The sequence below is a fragment of the Pseudomonas sp. TS_SC_3 genome (genome assembly GCF_056156225.1).
The window spans coordinates 1,134,319-1,149,458 of record NZ_CM149586.1; the positions used below are offsets into that span (position 1 = coordinate 1,134,319).

At 58.5% G+C, this 15,140-nt stretch carries 13 protein-coding genes; 3 read left to right on the forward strand and 10 right to left on the reverse strand.

The window, feature by feature from the left end; all coding sequences use genetic code 11:
• Positions 1–45 precede the first annotated feature (45 nt).
• The gene (locus AC0J6G_RS05640; RefSeq protein WP_475252062.1) at positions 46–2,340 is read right to left on the reverse strand and encodes an ATP-dependent DNA helicase; all 2,295 of its coding nucleotides are present in this window, start codon (positions 2,338–2,340) and stop codon (positions 46–48) included.
• A complete protein-coding gene (locus AC0J6G_RS05645; protein ID WP_475252064.1) occupies positions 2,337–3,998 on the reverse strand; it encodes a VRR-NUC domain-containing protein in 1,662 nt (553 codons plus the stop codon). Before AC0J6G_RS05645 ends, AC0J6G_RS05640 begins: the two co-directional genes overlap by 4 nt.
• A 361-nt stretch (positions 3,999–4,359) precedes the next feature.
• Between AC0J6G_RS05645 and AC0J6G_RS05650 the strand changes: the two genes are divergently transcribed.
• Positions 4,360–5,508, forward strand: coding sequence for an acyl-CoA dehydrogenase family protein (locus AC0J6G_RS05650; protein WP_475252066.1), 1,149 nt, complete (start codon positions 4,360–4,362; stop codon positions 5,506–5,508).
• 75 nt (positions 5,509–5,583) lie between these two features.
• Here AC0J6G_RS05650 and AC0J6G_RS05655 read toward each other — a convergent pair whose 3' ends face one another.
• The gene (locus tag AC0J6G_RS05655) at positions 5,584–5,796 is read right to left on the reverse strand and encodes a cold-shock protein (protein WP_069516724.1); all 213 of its coding nucleotides are present in this window, start codon (positions 5,794–5,796) and stop codon (positions 5,584–5,586) included.
• A 560-nt stretch (positions 5,797–6,356) separates the two neighbouring features.
• On the opposite strand from AC0J6G_RS05655, the gene AC0J6G_RS05660 reads away from it, so the two are divergent.
• Positions 6,357–7,916, forward strand: a complete 1,560-nt coding sequence (locus tag AC0J6G_RS05660) for a cation:proton antiporter domain-containing protein (RefSeq protein WP_475252068.1) — start codon at positions 6,357–6,359, stop codon at positions 7,914–7,916.
• 111 nt (positions 7,917–8,027) lie between these two features.
• Here the strand turns inward: AC0J6G_RS05660 and AC0J6G_RS05665 are convergent, their stop codons facing one another.
• Entirely contained in the window at positions 8,028–8,576 is a 549-nt protein-coding gene (locus AC0J6G_RS05665; protein ID WP_475252070.1) for an adenine phosphoribosyltransferase, read from the reverse strand.
• 28 nt (positions 8,577–8,604) lie between these two features.
• Complete coding sequence (gene fnr / locus AC0J6G_RS05670) at positions 8,605–9,339, reverse strand: fumarate/nitrate reduction transcriptional regulator Fnr (protein WP_475252072.1); 735 nt, start codon at positions 9,337–9,339, stop codon at positions 8,605–8,607.
• Between the two features lie 152 nt (positions 9,340–9,491).
• Between fnr and AC0J6G_RS05675 the strand changes: the two genes are divergently transcribed.
• Entirely contained in the window at positions 9,492–9,941 is a 450-nt protein-coding gene (locus AC0J6G_RS05675) for a hypothetical protein (RefSeq protein ID WP_475252074.1), read from the forward strand.
• Between the two features lie 19 nt (positions 9,942–9,960).
• Here AC0J6G_RS05675 and hemN read toward each other — a convergent pair whose 3' ends face one another.
• From hemN to AC0J6G_RS05700, 5 genes are all read right to left on the reverse strand, one after another.
• A complete protein-coding gene (gene hemN / locus AC0J6G_RS05680) occupies positions 9,961–11,343 on the reverse strand; it encodes an oxygen-independent coproporphyrinogen III oxidase (protein WP_475252076.1) in 1,383 nt (460 codons plus the stop codon).
• Positions 11,344–11,434: 91 nt separating this feature from the next.
• On the reverse strand, positions 11,435–12,118 hold the full coding sequence (locus AC0J6G_RS05685; protein WP_475252078.1) for a sulfite exporter TauE/SafE family protein: 684 nt from the start codon (positions 12,116–12,118) through the stop codon (positions 11,435–11,437).
• Positions 12,111–12,332: a cbb3-type cytochrome oxidase assembly protein CcoS gene (gene ccoS / locus AC0J6G_RS05690; protein ID WP_475252080.1), complete on the reverse strand. Its 222-nt coding sequence runs from the start codon at positions 12,330–12,332 to the stop codon at positions 12,111–12,113. The genes AC0J6G_RS05685 and ccoS overlap by 8 nt, the downstream gene beginning before the upstream one ends.
• 3 nt (positions 12,333–12,335) lie before the next feature.
• On the reverse strand, positions 12,336–12,614 hold the full coding sequence (locus AC0J6G_RS05695) for a hypothetical protein (protein ID WP_475252083.1): 279 nt from the start codon (positions 12,612–12,614) through the stop codon (positions 12,336–12,338).
• A gap of 126 nt (positions 12,615–12,740) precedes the next feature.
• A complete protein-coding gene (locus AC0J6G_RS05700) occupies positions 12,741–15,140 on the reverse strand; it encodes a heavy metal translocating P-type ATPase (RefSeq protein WP_475252085.1) in 2,400 nt (799 codons plus the stop codon).

Below are 15,140 nucleotides of genomic sequence, written 5' to 3' on the forward strand. Positions count from 1 at the left end.
AATGCCGCTCGCTGAGCACCGAAGGCTGAAACGAGCGGAGCGGCTTCAAATGGGTTTGTGTTGGCTCAGCCGCAGGCTGTAGCGATCAACCTTCCACCATGTGGGCAGCAGCTTGCGGATGGCCGGCTGGTTGAAGCGATCATCAATCAGGTAAACCACGCCCTGGTCTTTGACTGTGCGGATGACGCGCCCAGCAGCCTGCACGACTTTTTGCATGCCGGGGTAGAGGTAGGTGTAGTCGTAGCCCGTGTTGCTGCCGAACATCACTTGCATGCGCTGTTTGATTTCTTCGTTGACTGGGTTGATCTGCGGCAGCCCGAGTGTGGCAATAAACGCCCCGATCAGTCGGTCTCCCGGCAGGTCGATGCCTTCGCCAAATGCGCCGCCCAATACGGCAAAACCGATGCCACGGCCATTGCTACTAAAACGGTCGAGAAAGGCCTGGCGTTCGTCCTCATCCATTTGTCGAGATTGCACCCAGACCGGAATCAGCGGGTGGGCCGCGCGAAACTCAGTCAGTACCGAATGCAGATAGGCGTAGCTGCTGAAAAAGGCCAGGTAATTACCCGGGCGCTCAGTGAATTGGCGTGCCATCAAGGCGCTGATCGGTGCCAGGGAAAAGTCACGATGGGCATAGCGGGTAGAGAGGTTGCTGACGGCATGTACGTGCAGTTGTTCGGCGCTGAAGGGCGACTCCACATCAATCCAGGGGGTTTCTTCCGGCAAACCAAGTAGGTCGGCATAGTAGTGCGCGGGGCTTAGGGTGGCGGAAAACAGTGTGCAGCTGTGCGCCTCTGCAAAGCGCGGGGCGAGAAACGGTGCCGGTACGATGTTGCGGATACACAAGGTCGATACCGCCTGATCGTTGCTTTCGTCCCGGCTGATATCAAATAACGAGTGCGCACCAAACGCTTCAGCCAGTCGGCAGAACAACATGGCGTCGAGGTAGAAGTGCAACAGTTCGCTGGCATTGCCGGCCGGTTGTTCGCTCAGGTGGTCGGTGAGGGTGCTGACGGCTTTTTGCAGCGCCATCACGAACAAATCAGGTGCAGTGGGGTAAACCTGATACGCCACCTCTTGGTCGCGCTCCAACTGCCGCCAGTGCCGGCTGATGCGCTCCAGTGGGGCCTTCATCACGCTGGGTGCAATGCGCCGTACCGCTTCGAAACGCTGTTGGTTGAGCTCGGCGGTGTACATGCCACGCCCGCGCTCAATCAGGTTGTGGGCCTCATCCACCAGCAGTGTCACACGCCATTCATTCAGCAGCGTGAGGCCATACAGCAGACCGCCCATGTCGAAGTAATAGTTGTAATCGCAGACCACCACATCCGCCCAGCGGCACAGCTCCTGGCTCAGGTAATAAGGACAGACCTGATGCGCGAGGGCGGTTGCCCGTACGCTCTCATGGCTCAGCCATTGACCTTTGAGCGCCGCGTGACGGGCGGCTGGCAAGCGGTCATAAAAGCCCTTGGCCAGGGGGCAGGAGTCGCCATGGCAGGCTTTGTCCGGGTGTTCACAAGCTTTATCCCGTGCCACATGTTCCAGTACGCGCAGCGGCATGGCTTCTTCCTGGCCGCGCAGGGTGGCCAGGGCATCCAGGGCTAGGCGCCGGCCGGGTGTTTTCGCCGTGAGGAAAAATAACCGGTCAAGTTGCTGCTCGGGAAAAGCCTTGAGCTGCGGAAACAACGTGCCGAGGGTTTTACCAATGCCAGTGGTGGCCTGGGCCATCAGGCAGTGACCGTCACGCGCCGCGCGGTAAACCTGATTGGCCAGCTGGCGTTGCCCGCTGCGAAACTCGGCATGGGGAAAGCGCAAGCGGAGCAGGGCTTCATCGCGCTGGCGGCGATGCTCTCGCTCGTACTCGGCCCAGTGGATATAGCGGCTGCATTGCAGCTCGAAAAACGCTCGCAGCTCATCCGCGCTGACGGTCAGGTGAAAGGCGGTTTCATGCTGGGTGATGACATTGAAATAGACCACCGCCAGGTTGATCTCAGCCATGTCACGCTCCTGGCAGAGCAGCCAGCCGTAAACCTTGGCCTGGGCCCAGTGCAGCAGGCGATGGTTTTCCGGGATACGGCTTATATCGCCCCTGTGGGTCTTGATCTCCTCCAGCAGGTTTTCATCCGGGTCGTAACCATCTGCTCGGCCGCGTACCTGTAAGCCTTGGTATTCACCACTCAACGGCAGTTCGGCGTAATAGCTTGCGCCGCGTCTGGCGACGACGATGGCGTGACCGGCCATGCCTTCCTGCGCCGTTGGCGAGGGCGTGAAGCGCAAATCCAGGTCACCCACCTTGGCGGTGAACTCACACAGTGCGCGCACGGCCACTTGATAGTTCACGCGTCGGCCCACTGCACGTAACACACATCCACCGGCATGCCGTGTTCGGCGCAGAATGCCAGCCAGCGCCGCTGGTTGTCCTGCAGGCGGTCGCCCGGGCCTTTGACCTCAATCATGCGGTAGCGCTGCTCGGCCGGCCAGAACTGGATCAGGTCCGGCATGCCGGCGCGGTTGGCTTTGATATCCAGCAGCAGGCGCTTGAACCAGGCCCGCAGATGAGCGGCGGGCAGGCAATGGAGTGCTTGCTCCAGCAACGCCGGATTCAACGCGGCCCAGAACACGAACGACGACTGGATGCCGAATTTATCCGCGTAGCGTTGGCGAATGATGTGTTTGTAGGCGTCTGTTTCGAGGTGCGCCAAACAGGCATCGAACAGCTCGGCGCGGCGTGGGTAAAAGTCGGCACTGAACAAATCGACTGGGCCAGTGTGAAACGGATGGAAAAAGGCCCCCGGCAAGGGCGCAAAAATCGCCTCCCAACAAAGCAGGCCGAACAGGCTGCAAATCAGGCTGTTCTCAACATAGTGCACCGGGCTTTCAGGCTCACTCAGATGGGCTTTGACCGCGAACTCGACGCTGCCTTTTTCGGGCTTGGCTAGGCGCAGATCCAGGCGGATTGGCGCAGCGGTTTTGGCTTTGCCTGGCCGTGTTTGCCCCAGCTGGCGTGCCAGCCGCGTGAGCGCGCGTTCCACTGCTTGCTCTTCAGCATCATTCTCCGGGGCCTGTGAGGCTTGGAGGGCCAGCGCATAGGCCTGTTCCTGGCGGCCCAAACGTTCCAATAAGCGGATTTGTCGTAGCCGAGCGCCAACATAACGGCAGTCCACATAAAAGCTCAGCGCACCTGCCAGATCACCTCCGCGCTCCAGCTGTTGGCCCATACGAAATAACAGCTTGTGGCGCCGAGCGGCAAGAAAAGGCGTGTCGCAGACCAGTGCGCTGATCTGTTGCAGAACGCTGCTGATCGGCGCGCCAGCCTCGAACTGCTCGCGGCTGTGTTGCAGTTGCAGGTAGCAATCCACATCTGCGCGGTGGCGAAAGGCCCGCGAATCGGTGGTCAGCGCTACAGGTTCGTAGCGGAAGATGCCAAGTTCGGCCAATACGAACTCTGACCAGTCCTGATGCAGGTTGCCAAAGAACATCAGCCTTAGGCGTTCACACACCGCATCGATGGTCAGGCTGAACAACTGGTCATCAGAGGTCGGGCACCACTCTGCAAAGGGGCGAGGCTCGGCATGGGTCTCGCTCAGCTGCTCCCGTAGTTCGCTTTTCTTCAGCGCCTTGTGCTTCGGGTTACCTAGGTGCTCAAGCAGTTCATCCTTGCGCAGCACGCTGAACAGTTCGTCCAGTGACAGCATAGCGTCGTGCTTGATCCAGCCCGCATCGAGTAAAGGCTTTGCGGCCAAGCGGGGGCAACCGATCTCGGTGTAGGCCAGCTTGCTGGCGCGAAAGTGCGAGCCCTTACGCATGATCATGCGCACCAGCAGAGCCTGTGATGCTTTTTCTGTCGCCAAGAACTGCGTCAGGAACGCGTGTTCTGGCTCATTCAGCAGGTCGGCAGAACGCTCTTGCAGCCACGTTAAGGCCTGAAGGAAATTCGACAAGTAATAAAAACTTGGGTCAAGCAGTGGCGGCGTGGGTGTGCTGGGGGCTGTTGGCATCGTTGGGTATCAGCGCCTCGCTAGGCGGGTCATGCGGCGTGAACGGTTAAGGCTCAATAATATCGGCGACGAGTATGCCGTCTTTTAACGGCCTAGATTGGTCGGGGGAGAGTCTAACATTGCTGTTTATATATACAGTAGTTCATTTGCGAATAGGCTGCCTAAGGCTAGGTTAATCATTAACCGCGCCGATTCTGGCTGATTTGCATGAGGCCTGTGCAGGTATTGAGCCGAAGCAAATTCGCGCGGCAGAGCTGGATGCTTTCCCAGCAAGGATGCTCAAACAGTCGGCATGGTGCTTCTTTCTTGCTAACCAAGCAAGCGCTTGGTATTTTGGCCGAAACCTCATTGGGATTACCTCATGTCAGCCTTCCAAGAATATTTCGATGGTTCTCATCAGCTCGTGCGTGATTCGGTCAGGCGTTTTGTTGAGCGTGAAATTTTGCCGCATATTAATGAGTGGGAGGAGGCTGAGGCATTTCCCCGTGAGCTCTACCTGAAGGTAGGGGCGGCGGGGATTCTCGGCATCGGCTACCCGGAAGCGTTTGGTGGCAGCCACGAGGGGGACGTATTTGCCAAGGTTGCGGCCAGCGAGGAGTTGATGCGCTCAGGCTCAGGCGGGCTGGTGGCTGGGCTTGGCTCGTTGGATATTGGCTTGCCGCCGGTGCTGAAGTGGGCCAAACCTGAGCTGCGCAATCGCGTCGTGCCGCAGGTGCTGGCAGGCGAGAAAATCATGGCGCTGGCGGTGACTGAGCCTTCAGGCGGTTCGGATGTGGCCAATCTGAAAACCCGCGCGGTGCGTGATGGCGATTTCTATCGTGTCACGGGCAGCAAGACCTTTATCACCAGTGGCATACGCGCCGACTACTACACGGTTGCGGTGCGCACGGGGGGCGAAGGGTTTGCCGGTGTCAGTTTGCTGGTGGTGGAGAAAGGCACACCTGGGTTCACTGTGGGCCGTAAGCTAAAGAAAATGGGGTGGTGGGCATCTGACACAGCAGAGCTGTTCTTTGAGGACTGTAAGGTTCCCGTGGCTAACCTGATCGGTGCTGAGAACATGGGTTTTGCCTGCATCATGGCCAATTTTCAGAGCGAGCGATTGTCATTGGCGATCATGGCCAACATGACAGCGCAGCTGGCGCTGGAGGAGGCGCTGAAATGGGCCAAGCAGCGCGAAGCATTTGGAAAGCCCATCGGCAAGTTCCAGGTGCTCAAGCATCGTTTGGCTGAGATGGCGACCCAGCTGGAGGTATCGCGTGACTTTACCTATCGACAAGCAGCGAAGATGGCGGCAGGTAAAAGTGTGATCAAGGAAATATCCATGGCCAAAAACTTTGCCACTGATATTGCCGATCGGCTGACCTACGACGCGGTGCAGATCATGGGTGGCATGGGTTACATGCGCGAAAGCCTAGTGGAGCGGCTGTACCGCGATAACCGTATTCTTTCGATCGGGGGTGGCTCGCGTGAAATCATGAACGAGATCATCAGCAAGCAGATGGGCTTATAGACCCGCTGGGTTTTACAAACGACAGATAAAACAAACCCCGCGGCCGCGGGGTTTGTTTTAGATCAGGACAGAGGCTTAAGCCACCTGTACCTCTTCAGCTTGCATACCTTTCTGACCGCGAGCGGCCACGTAGGTAACAGTCTGGCCTTCTTTCAGGCTTTTGAAACCGTCGCTTTGGATAGCTTTGAAGTGAACGAAGAGATCATCGCCGCCGTTAGTCGGGGTAATGAAGCCGAAGCCTTTCTCATCGTTGAACCATTTGACGGTGCCAGTTTCGCGATTTGCCATGGTGTGTCTCTTAAATCGATACGAATTGCGGTGCCAGAGTGCTCATAGCACCTATGCGGTTTTGCTGATAACTACAAGAAGTCAGCTCAGCCATAATAGGCCGTTTTTACGGATAGTGTTGGGTTTAACATCAATTATTCATGTTTTTATCTGTGTCAAACCGGTAGGTGCCCTATTTTATTGGCCTGCAGGCAGGTTAGGCATCCGATAAAAGGTGTCGATCATGGCTATTTCCATAGCTTTAGTGGGTAAATAGCCGCTGAAAACGCCTCGGCTGCACTGGCTGCTCAGGGTTTTGATGCTGTCAATGGCCCTTACAGAATGCAATTGTGCGGCGCAGAACCCTAAAGATTCGTTGAGGTAATCGTCATGCGGCTGCTGTGGGTGCCAGTTTCTCGCGTTTTTTCGGTCGCTACACAGCGTTTCGCGACAACGCCCTGACTGATGTTGGTCAATATCGCTAGAGGCCTTAGCCTCGTATGCTGTTGGGCTGACTTACCTTGCCTATTTAGGCTGCTCTGCCGTTCGCCTGTCTTTACTTCTGTTTATAAGGATTACTGATGATTGAAGCTGCCTGGATTGCTTTTGCCTTTGGCATGGGCTTGGCTGCGCGAGGTGTGGGGCTGCCGCCACTGGTTGGTTACCTGGGGGCTGGTTTTGCTTTGGCAGCGGTAGGCAAGTTCATCGGTATTGGCGCGCGCGACAGTCAGGTGCTGCAGCACATTGCTCACCTGGGCGTGCTGCTGTTGCTGTTTACCGTTGGCTTAAAGCTGAAGCCAAGTAACCTGCTGCGGCGTGAGGTTATGGGGGGCGGGTTGCTGCACTTCGTTATTTCCAGTGTGCTGTATCTCCCGGCGATCATGCTGCTGCTCGATTTACCCTGGTATCAATCCCTCCTGCTGGCGAGTGCCTTGTCGTTTTCCAGTACGGTGTTGGCGGCAAAAGTACTGGAAAGTAAACGCGAGCTGCGGGCATTTCACGGTCGTCTGGCGATTGGCGTTCTGGTGATTCAGGACATGATCGCGCTGTTGGTGATGAGCCTGGCAGCAGGCGATTTACCTTCGCCCTGGGCGCTTTTAGTGTTTGGCTTGCCATTACTGCGGCCTCTGTTATTTCGGCTTGTTGACGCCTGTGGTCACGAGGAGTTGATGCTGCTGCTCGGTTTGCTATTGGCGTTGGCGGCCGGTGGCTTTGGCTTTGAGCAAGTGGGGTTGAGTTCTGAGTTGGGCGCCTTGGCGTTCGGTGCGCTTTTGGCGAAGCATAAGCAGGCAACCGAGCTGTCCAATTCGTTGTGGGGCATCAAAGAGATCTTTCTGGTCGGTTTCTTCCTGCAGATCGGTATTGGCGGGCTTCCAGATGTTGAGGCCTTGAAGTTTGCGCTGGTAATGACCTTGTTACTGCCACTCAAGGGTGTGCTGTTCTTTTTTCTGTTTCTGCTCTTTCGCTTGCGTGCGCGCAGCGCTTTTCTCGCAAGCGTCAGCCTTACCAACTACAGCGAGTTCGGCCTGATTATGGCCAGCGTGGTGCTGCCGCAATGGCTTATTCCATTGGCGCTCACGGTGGCGTTCTCGTTTGTGCTCTCGGCACCACTCAATCGCGTCGTCCACCCGCTCTATGAGCGTTGGGCCAAGCGTCTGATTGCTCTTGAGCGCAATACCCGCCACCCCGATGAGCAGCCACTCTCTCTGGGCGATGCACAAACGCTGGTGATGGGCATGGGGCGCACGGGGCGTGCGGCTTACGACTATTTAGAGGAGCAGGGTTATCGCGTGATCGGGCTGGACTCCGACCCTATTGTGATTGAGCAGAGCAAAGTTGCCGGGCGTAATGTGTTGTTCGCCGACGGCGAGGACTCCGTGTTCTGGCAGCACCTGGATATGCCTAATGTCGATGCGGTGATACTGACGCTCAACGATGAAGAGGCCAAGGTTATTGCAACGCAGAAGCTGCGTGATCGAGGCTTTAGTGGCTTGGTGGTGTCTCATGCCATGTATGAAGACATTGCCAAGCGTATTCAGGACGCTGGTGCTGATCGCACTTACCTGACCATGAGTGAAGCTGGGGCGGGCTTGGCTGAGCATGTCATCAGAACGCTGGAAAGCCGCGTCGAGGTGTCCTGAGCCTTGTGGTTTTTCAGCCTGCGCTTGAAGCCCAGAGGCGAAGGCTCGCCGCTTGTGCCGCGTTGAAAACGCCAACGCCCGCAAAAGCGGGCGCTGGTGGTGTTTGCGTGATTACTGGTCGTTTAGGGCGAAGCTGGTCAGGGCGAAAGTGGCAATGCCGCTGTCTTGCAGTTTCTGCGAGCCGCCTAATTCTGGCAGGTCAATGATGGCTGCGGCTTCAATGATGCTGGCGCCCATGCGCCGTACCAGTTGCGCGGCGGCCAGCAGGGTGCCGCCCGTGGCGATCAAGTCATCGAAAATCAGTACTTTGTCGCCTTCGCAGAGGCTGTCAGCATGCACTTCAAGCTTGGCCTCGCCGTATTCAGTCTGATAGCTCTCGCTCAGCACATCAGCGGGCAGCTTGCCTTGCTTGCGAAACAGCACCAGCGGTTTATTCAATTCATAGGCGATGATTGAGCCAATCAGGAAGCCGCGCGCATCCATGGCGCCGATATGGCTGAAGTCGGCTTCGACGTAGCGCTGAATAAAACTGTCAGCGACCATGCGCAGGGCACGTGGCGACTGGAACAGCGGGGTGATATCGCGAAAGATCACTCCCGGTTTGGGGAAGTCCACCACTGGGCGGATCAGGGTTTTGATGCTGAATTCGTCGAAAATCATGGGTGATGTCCTGCGCTAAGCGGTTCTATCAGCTGTCGAGATTGCCGCCGGCCAGGGCGCACAACTCGATGGGGTCGAGGATATGCACTTCTTTGCCTTCGGCTTCGAGCAGCTTGTTCTGTTGGAAGCGGGTAAACACTCGCGACACGGTCTCGACCGCGAGGCCCAGATAGTTGCCGATTTCGTTACGCGACATGGCCAGGCGAAACTGGTTGGCCGAGAAACCGCGAGCGCGAAAGCGTGCCGAGAGGTTAACTAGGAAGGTGGCGATACGCTCATCAGCGGTTTTCTTCGAGAGCAGCAGCATCATTTGCTGATCGTCGCGAATCTCACGGCTCATGATGCGCATTAATTGGCGACGCAGTTGCGGCAGCTGTGTCGATAATTCGTCGAGTCGTTCGAAAGGGATTTCACAAACCGAGGTGGTTTCAAGCGCTACAGCTGAGACTGGGTAGCGCTCATTGTCCATGCCGGACAGACCAACCAGCTCGCTGGGCAGGTGGAAGCCGGTGATCTGCTCATCGCCGCTGTCGCTCAAGCTGAAGGTTTTTAAAGCGCCTGAACGTACGGCGAATACGGAGTTAAAAGCATCACTTTGTCGGAAGAGGAATTCGCCCTTCTTTAGTGGGCGGCCGCGTTTGACGATTTCGTCCAGCGCGTCCATGTCCTCCAGGTTCAGCGACAGCGGCAGGCACAAACTCGCCAGGCTGCAATCCTTGCAATGGGCTTGATGGGGTGCATGCAACTTGATGCTTTCGGACATCGGGGAGATCCTAGCTAAACACACAATGCGCACAAGGTTACAGCAGGGCGCAGAGCAGGGCCACCCGGATACGGTTCCTCGGTAGATGTTCAAGTTTCAGGTCGGACAGTCGATAGGGCAATGGAGCTGACCGACCAGCAGGGAGCATGGCTATGCGTATTGAATCGACGGGGCTGATCAGCCGCTTGGCTCTTACGCTTGAGCGTAACAAGGCTGCTGAAAGCGACCCGATGGATGAGCAAGCACTGCGTGACGGTCTACGCGTGAGTTTGTCAGTACTGGGTAAGGCCCGTTCTGCGGCGACGCAGGAAAATAAGGACATTGACGAGAGCAGCCTGCCGGATGTGCTCAAGGATCTTCTTAAGATGATTCGCGCGCTCAAGGCGCAGATTGCCGCGAAGAAAAACGAACTGAAGGCCGCCCTAAGTGCGCAAAGCCCGAGTCCCGAGAGTAAACGCCTGAAGGTTGAAGCCCTGCAGGCGGAGCTGAGTTCGTTGCAGGGGGCGCTGAGTAGCGCCAACGCGACACTGATCAAGGTTCTGCGCGAGCAGAACCTGAGCGCGACGCAGATGCAGGAAGTGGCCAGCCTCATCATGAAGTAAGGCCACGCTCAGCGGTGGGTCAGATCACCCGGGAAAAGCGCTGCCGGCTCAGCTCATTCAGGTAGCGATCAAACAACATGCACAGCGACCGCACCAGTAGCCGCCCAGCAGGTAGTACGTCGATCCCGTGGGCGTTCAATTCGATCAGGCCGTCTCTGGCCATCTGCTGCAGTTGTGGCCAGATATCAGCAAAGTAGTTACGAAAATCGATGGCATACGACTGCTCGATATCGGTAAAGCGCAACTGGAAATGGCAAATCAGCTGCTGAATCACTGCGCGCCGCAGGCGATCATCATCATCACAATGCAGGCCGCGCAGGGTGGCCAGTTCGTTATTGCCGAGGCTGTCCTGGTACTTGCTCAGGTCGCTGTTGTTCTGGCAGTAAAGATCACCAATCTGGCTTATCGATGACACCCCAAGGCCGATGAGGTCGCAATGGCCGTGGGTGGTGTAGCCCTGGAAATTACGCTGCAGGCTGCCATCTTCTTGGGCGCTGGCGAGCTCATCATCGGGGAGGGCGAAGTGGTCCATGCCGATGTAGCGATAACCCGCTGCGTTCAGTTGTTCAATGCTGGCCTGCAGCATGGCCAGCTTGTCGCCTGGACTGGGCAGGTCGCAGGTGTTGATGCGTCGCTGCGGCATAAAACGCTCTGGCAGGTGCGCGTAATTGAACAATGACAGGCGATCAGGTTGCAGGGCGATCACTTCGGCCACGGTGCGGGCGAAGCGTTCTGGCGTTTGCAGCGGCAGGCCGTAGATCAGGTCGATGTTTACCGAGCGAAATTGCAGCGTGCGCGCGGCTTCGATAATGGCGCGAGTCTCTTCCAGCGTCTGCAGGCGGTTGACGGCGCGCTGCACGGCTGGATCGAGGTCCTGTACGCCCAGGCTGACGCGGTTGAAGCCCAGCTCACGAAGCAGGCCCATGGTCGACCAGTCGGCTTCGCGCGGGTCGATCTCGATGCTGTAGTCGCCTGAGTCATCGTCCAGTAGGTTGAAATGCTGGCGCAGGTGGCTCATCAGGTGGCGCAGTTCATCGTGGCTAAGAAAGGTCGGCGTGCCCCCACCGAAGTGCAGTTGTTCAACCTTCTGCTGTGGGTCGAGATGACGGCCGATGATCTCGATTTCGCGCTCAAGTTTTTCCAAGTAAGGCTGGGCACGCCCGCGATCCTTGGTGATGACCTTGTTGCAGGCGCAGTAGTAACAAATGTGCGCGCAGAACGGGATGTGCACATACAGCGATAGTGGCCGCAGTGCTTTGCGGCTGTCGCGCAGGGCGTGCAGCAGGTCGAACTGGCTAACGCGCTCGTGGAACTGCACGGCGGTTGGGTAAGAGGTATAGCGCGGGCCGGCCTGGTCGTAGCGACGAATCAGGTTGCTGTCCCACTGGATGGCGTTGAGCATGCGGGGGTTCCCGGTTTGGCTTTCAATACCAGGGAGTCTAAAAGGGGAATGCCGGGTGTGTTTTGACCTGTATCAAGCAGCGAGGTATCGCTTAGTGGCCCATCAACCAGTGTTGGTGCGGGCCGGGCAGGGTCCACAAGCCGAACAGGATCACCAGAATGCCGCCGGCCATGCGCACGCCTTCCTTGCGTAACAGGGCCGTTAGGCGTTCGGCAGCCAGGCCGGTTGCTAGCAACACCGGCAGGGTGCCGAGGCCAAAGGCAAACATCAGTGCGGCGCTATCCACGGCATTGCCTTGGCTGGCGGCCCACAACAGGGTGCTGTAGACCAAGCCGCAGGGCAGCCAGCCCCATAGGCTGCCCAAAACCAGCGCACGCGGCAGGCTTGTGACCGGCATAAAACGTCGGGTCAGCGGTTGAATATATCGCCATAGACCACGGCCTAGGGCTTCGATACGGGTCAGGCCGCTCCACCAGCCGGCCAGGTACAGGCCCATCGCGATCAGCAACAAGCCTGCGATAATGCGTAAGCCCATGACCAGTGGACTGTTAGCCAGCGCCCAGCCGGCAAGGCCCAGCAGCAGACCGGCGAGGCTGTAGCTAAGAATGCGCCCTAGGTTATATGCCAATAACAGCTGAAAACGCTGTGCGCGGCGTTCGGGTGGAATGGCCAGGGTCAGCGCCCCCATCAGCCCGCCGCACATACCCATGCAGTGGCCGCCACCAAGCAGGCCAAGAATCAGCGCTGAAATCAGCAGCGGCAGTAGATCAAGCACCGGGCTTTTCCTGCTGTGGGTCTTGAGGTTGATCCTGCTGCTGCACTTGGCTTACGGCAGCGGTGTGCTTGGGGTCTTCGTCATCAAACAGGATGCTGTGGGCCGGGCCGTCGAGGTCATCATACTGGCCGCTGTCCACCGCCCAGAAGAACAGCCAGATGGCAAAAGCCACCAAGGCAATGGCGACCGGGATCAGGATGTAAAGGGCTGGCATGGCTTAGTGGCTCCGGCGCAAGAGTTGCCGCAGATTGAGGCTGGCAACCGGGAAGACTCTGTCAGGACTGCGGCCGGTCGCTGCAACGAAGGCAAGCAGAGCGTTAAGAAAAACCAAGATCAAAGCGTCTGGCAGGTTTTCAGCAAACAGGCTGCTGAGCATGGCCGGCTGACTGATCAGCGCGGCGGCAAACTGGTAGGCGATGAACAGTTGCAGGCTGATCAGCGTTATGGCGAGTAAATGCACCCACCAGACGACCTTGCCAGTCACGTTGTTTCGCATAAAACCTCGCCGAGCGTGTTAGTGGGCTGTTTGACCGTGAGGCGTAGGGCGCATCGGGGCGCGTAGCTAGCGCTTCATCGATCCACCCTGGCATTGCGGTGGTGGATCGGTGAAGCGTGATCCACCCTACGTACGCGTCAGACGCAGTGCGTTGACCACCACCAGCAATGAGCTGACCGACATGCCCAACGCGGCCCAGATCGGCGTGATCCAGCCGATGGCGGCAAAGGGCAATACCAAGCCATTGTACAGGCTGGCCCAAGTCAGGTTCTCAATGATGAGGCGACGGGTTCGTTGCGCCATGTGTAGCGCTTGCACCAGGCTGCTCAGGCGGTTGGACAGCAGCACGGCGTCGGCGCTGGTTTTTGCCAGGTCAGTGGCACTGCCCATGGCCACACTGATATCAGCGGCAGCCAATACCGGCACATCATTGACGCCGTCACCCAACATCAACACCCGGCGGCCCTGGCTGTGCAGTTGTTTGAGCACGTCCAGCTTGGCATCCGGGGTGAGGCCGCCACGGGCGTCAATGATGCCCAACTGACGCGCTACTTCGCCGACCATGGGCGAGCTGTCGCCGGACAACAACATGATTTGCCAGCCCTTGGTCTTGGCCATGCTGATCAGTTGCGGTGCATCTTCACGCAGGCGGTCATCCAGGACGAACCAGGCCAGCGGGCCCTGTTCATCACCCAGCAGCAGCCATTGGCCGTGTTCACCGGTAATGGTCGGCGCAGCACTTGCGCTGAGTTCACAGACGAAGTTGGCTTCACCAATACGCAGCACACGGCTGCCCACACGCCCTTGCAGGCCTAAACCTGGATGGCTGTCGACTGCTTCAGCTGCTTCGGGGGCCTGGCCGAAGGCGCGGGCAATCGGGTGTTCTGAGCGGTTTTCCAGGGCGGCGGCCAGGGCCAGGCAGCTGTCGGCATCCAGCTCGCGCAGGGGATGAATACCGCTAAGCGTTAGCTTGCCTTCGGTGAGGGTGCCGGTCTTGTCCAGCACCAGGGTGTCGATCTGGTTTAGCCCTTCCAATACATGACCGCGAGTTAGCAGCATGCCCAGCTTGTGCAGTGAGCCGGTCGCTGCAGTCAGTGCCGTGGGGGTGGCCAATGCGAGGGCGCAGGGGCAGGTGGCGACCAGTAGGGAAAGGACGATCCAGAATGCGCGTGAGGGGTCAAGTTGCCACCAGACCAGACCGACGATGGCCGCGACCACCAGCACGATGACCAGAAACCACTGCGCGACTTGATCGGCCAATACCGCCAGACGCGGTTTGTCGTTCTGCGCCCGTTCCAGCAAGCGGACAATGGCCGATAAGCGAGTCGCGTCACCAAGGGCCTGCACTTCGACCGTAAGCGGCCCCTCGACGTTGAGGGTGCCAGCGGTGACAGCATCACCAGGCGCGCGTGGTAACGGCAGGTATTCGCCGGTTAGCAGCGACTCATCGACACTCGATTGGCCCTGCACAATGCGTCCGTCGGCGGGCAACAAAGAGCCCGGCGGCACCAATACCTGATCGCCCACCTGCAGCTCGCTGAGCAGAATGCGCTGGCTCTGGCCCTGCGCATCCAGGCGCAGGCAGGACGCCGGCAGTAGATTGACCAGCTGCGCGGTGGCGGCGGCTGTGCGCTCGCGGGCGCGGCGTTCCAGGTAGCGGCCAGCCAGTAAAAAGAGGGCGAACATACCCACGGCGTCAAAATACAGCTCACCTTGGCCGGTAACGGTTGACCAGATGCCGGCGATATAAGCCCCGCCAATTGCCAGTGATACCGATACATCCATGGTTAGGTGACGCGTACGCAGGTCGCGCAGCGCGCCGCGGAAGAACTGGCCGCAGCAGTAGAAGACAATCGGGGTGGTGAGGAACAAGCTGACCCACCGCAGGATCTTGTCTAGCTCGGGGCTGAGGTCGATGTTGAACTCCGGCCAGGTGGCCATAGTGGCCATCATCACCTGCATCCATAACATGCCGGCCACGCCCAGCTCACGCATGGCGCGGCGGTTCTCGCGTTGCAGCTGTTCGGCGGCGGCATCGGCCTGCCAAGGGTGGGCGGCGTAGCCGATTTTGCGCAGTGCCTTGAGCAGTTGGCTTAACGGCAGCTGGCTGTCGGCCCAGCGCACTTGCAGGCGGTGGTTGGACAGGTTGAGGTGTGCCTCGCTGACGCCGGGTAGGGCGCGCAAGTGTTTTTCAATCAGCCAGCCACAGGCCGCGCAGCTGATGCCTTCGATCAGCAGGCAGGTTTCACTGAGTTCGCCGTCATGCTCGACAAAGGGCTGCTGTACGTCGCTGCGGTCATACAACGCCAGCTCATCCGGCAACGCCTGGGGCAGGCTCTGTGGGTTGGCAGCGTTTTCGCTGCGGTGTGTGTAGTAATGCTCCAGGCCGCCACTGACGATGGCTTCGGCCACGGCCTGGCAGCCCGGGCAGCACATGTCGCGGGTCGAGCCCAATACATGGGCCTGAAAACGGCTGCCGGTGGGTACCGGCAGGCCACAGTGGAAGCAAGGAGTTGGGCTGGCCAT

Bases quoted from the DNA above. Each gene is read 5' to 3' on its own strand.
- AC0J6G_RS05645 (WP_475252064.1), bottom strand. From the start codon at position 3,998: ATGCCAACAGCCCCCAGCACACCCACGCCGCCACTGCTTGACCCAAGT.
- AC0J6G_RS05650 (WP_475252066.1), top strand. From the start codon at position 4,360: ATGTCAGCCTTCCAAGAATATTTCGATGGTTCTCATCAGCTCGTGCGT.
- AC0J6G_RS05655 (WP_069516724.1), bottom strand. From the start codon at position 5,796: ATGGCAAATCGCGAAACTGGCACCGTCAAATGGTTCAACGATGAGAAA.
- AC0J6G_RS05660 (WP_475252068.1), top strand. From the start codon at position 6,357: ATGATTGAAGCTGCCTGGATTGCTTTTGCCTTTGGCATGGGCTTGGCT.
- AC0J6G_RS05665 (WP_475252070.1), bottom strand. From the start codon at position 8,576: ATGATTTTCGACGAATTCAGCATCAAAACCCTGATCCGCCCAGTGGTG.
- fnr (WP_475252072.1), bottom strand. From the start codon at position 9,339: ATGTCCGAAAGCATCAAGTTGCATGCACCCCATCAAGCCCATTGCAAG.
- AC0J6G_RS05675 (WP_475252074.1), top strand. From the start codon at position 9,492: ATGCGTATTGAATCGACGGGGCTGATCAGCCGCTTGGCTCTTACGCTT.
- hemN (WP_475252076.1), bottom strand. From the start codon at position 11,343: ATGCTCAACGCCATCCAGTGGGACAGCAACCTGATTCGTCGCTACGAC.
- ccoS (WP_475252080.1), bottom strand. From the start codon at position 12,332: ATGCCAGCCCTTTACATCCTGATCCCGGTCGCCATTGCCTTGGTGGCT.
- AC0J6G_RS05695 (WP_475252083.1), bottom strand. From the start codon at position 12,614: ATGCGAAACAACGTGACTGGCAAGGTCGTCTGGTGGGTGCATTTACTC.
- AC0J6G_RS05700 (WP_475252085.1), bottom strand. From the start codon at position 15,140: ATGGCCAGCCCAACTCCTTGCTTCCACTGTGGCCTGCCGGTACCCACC.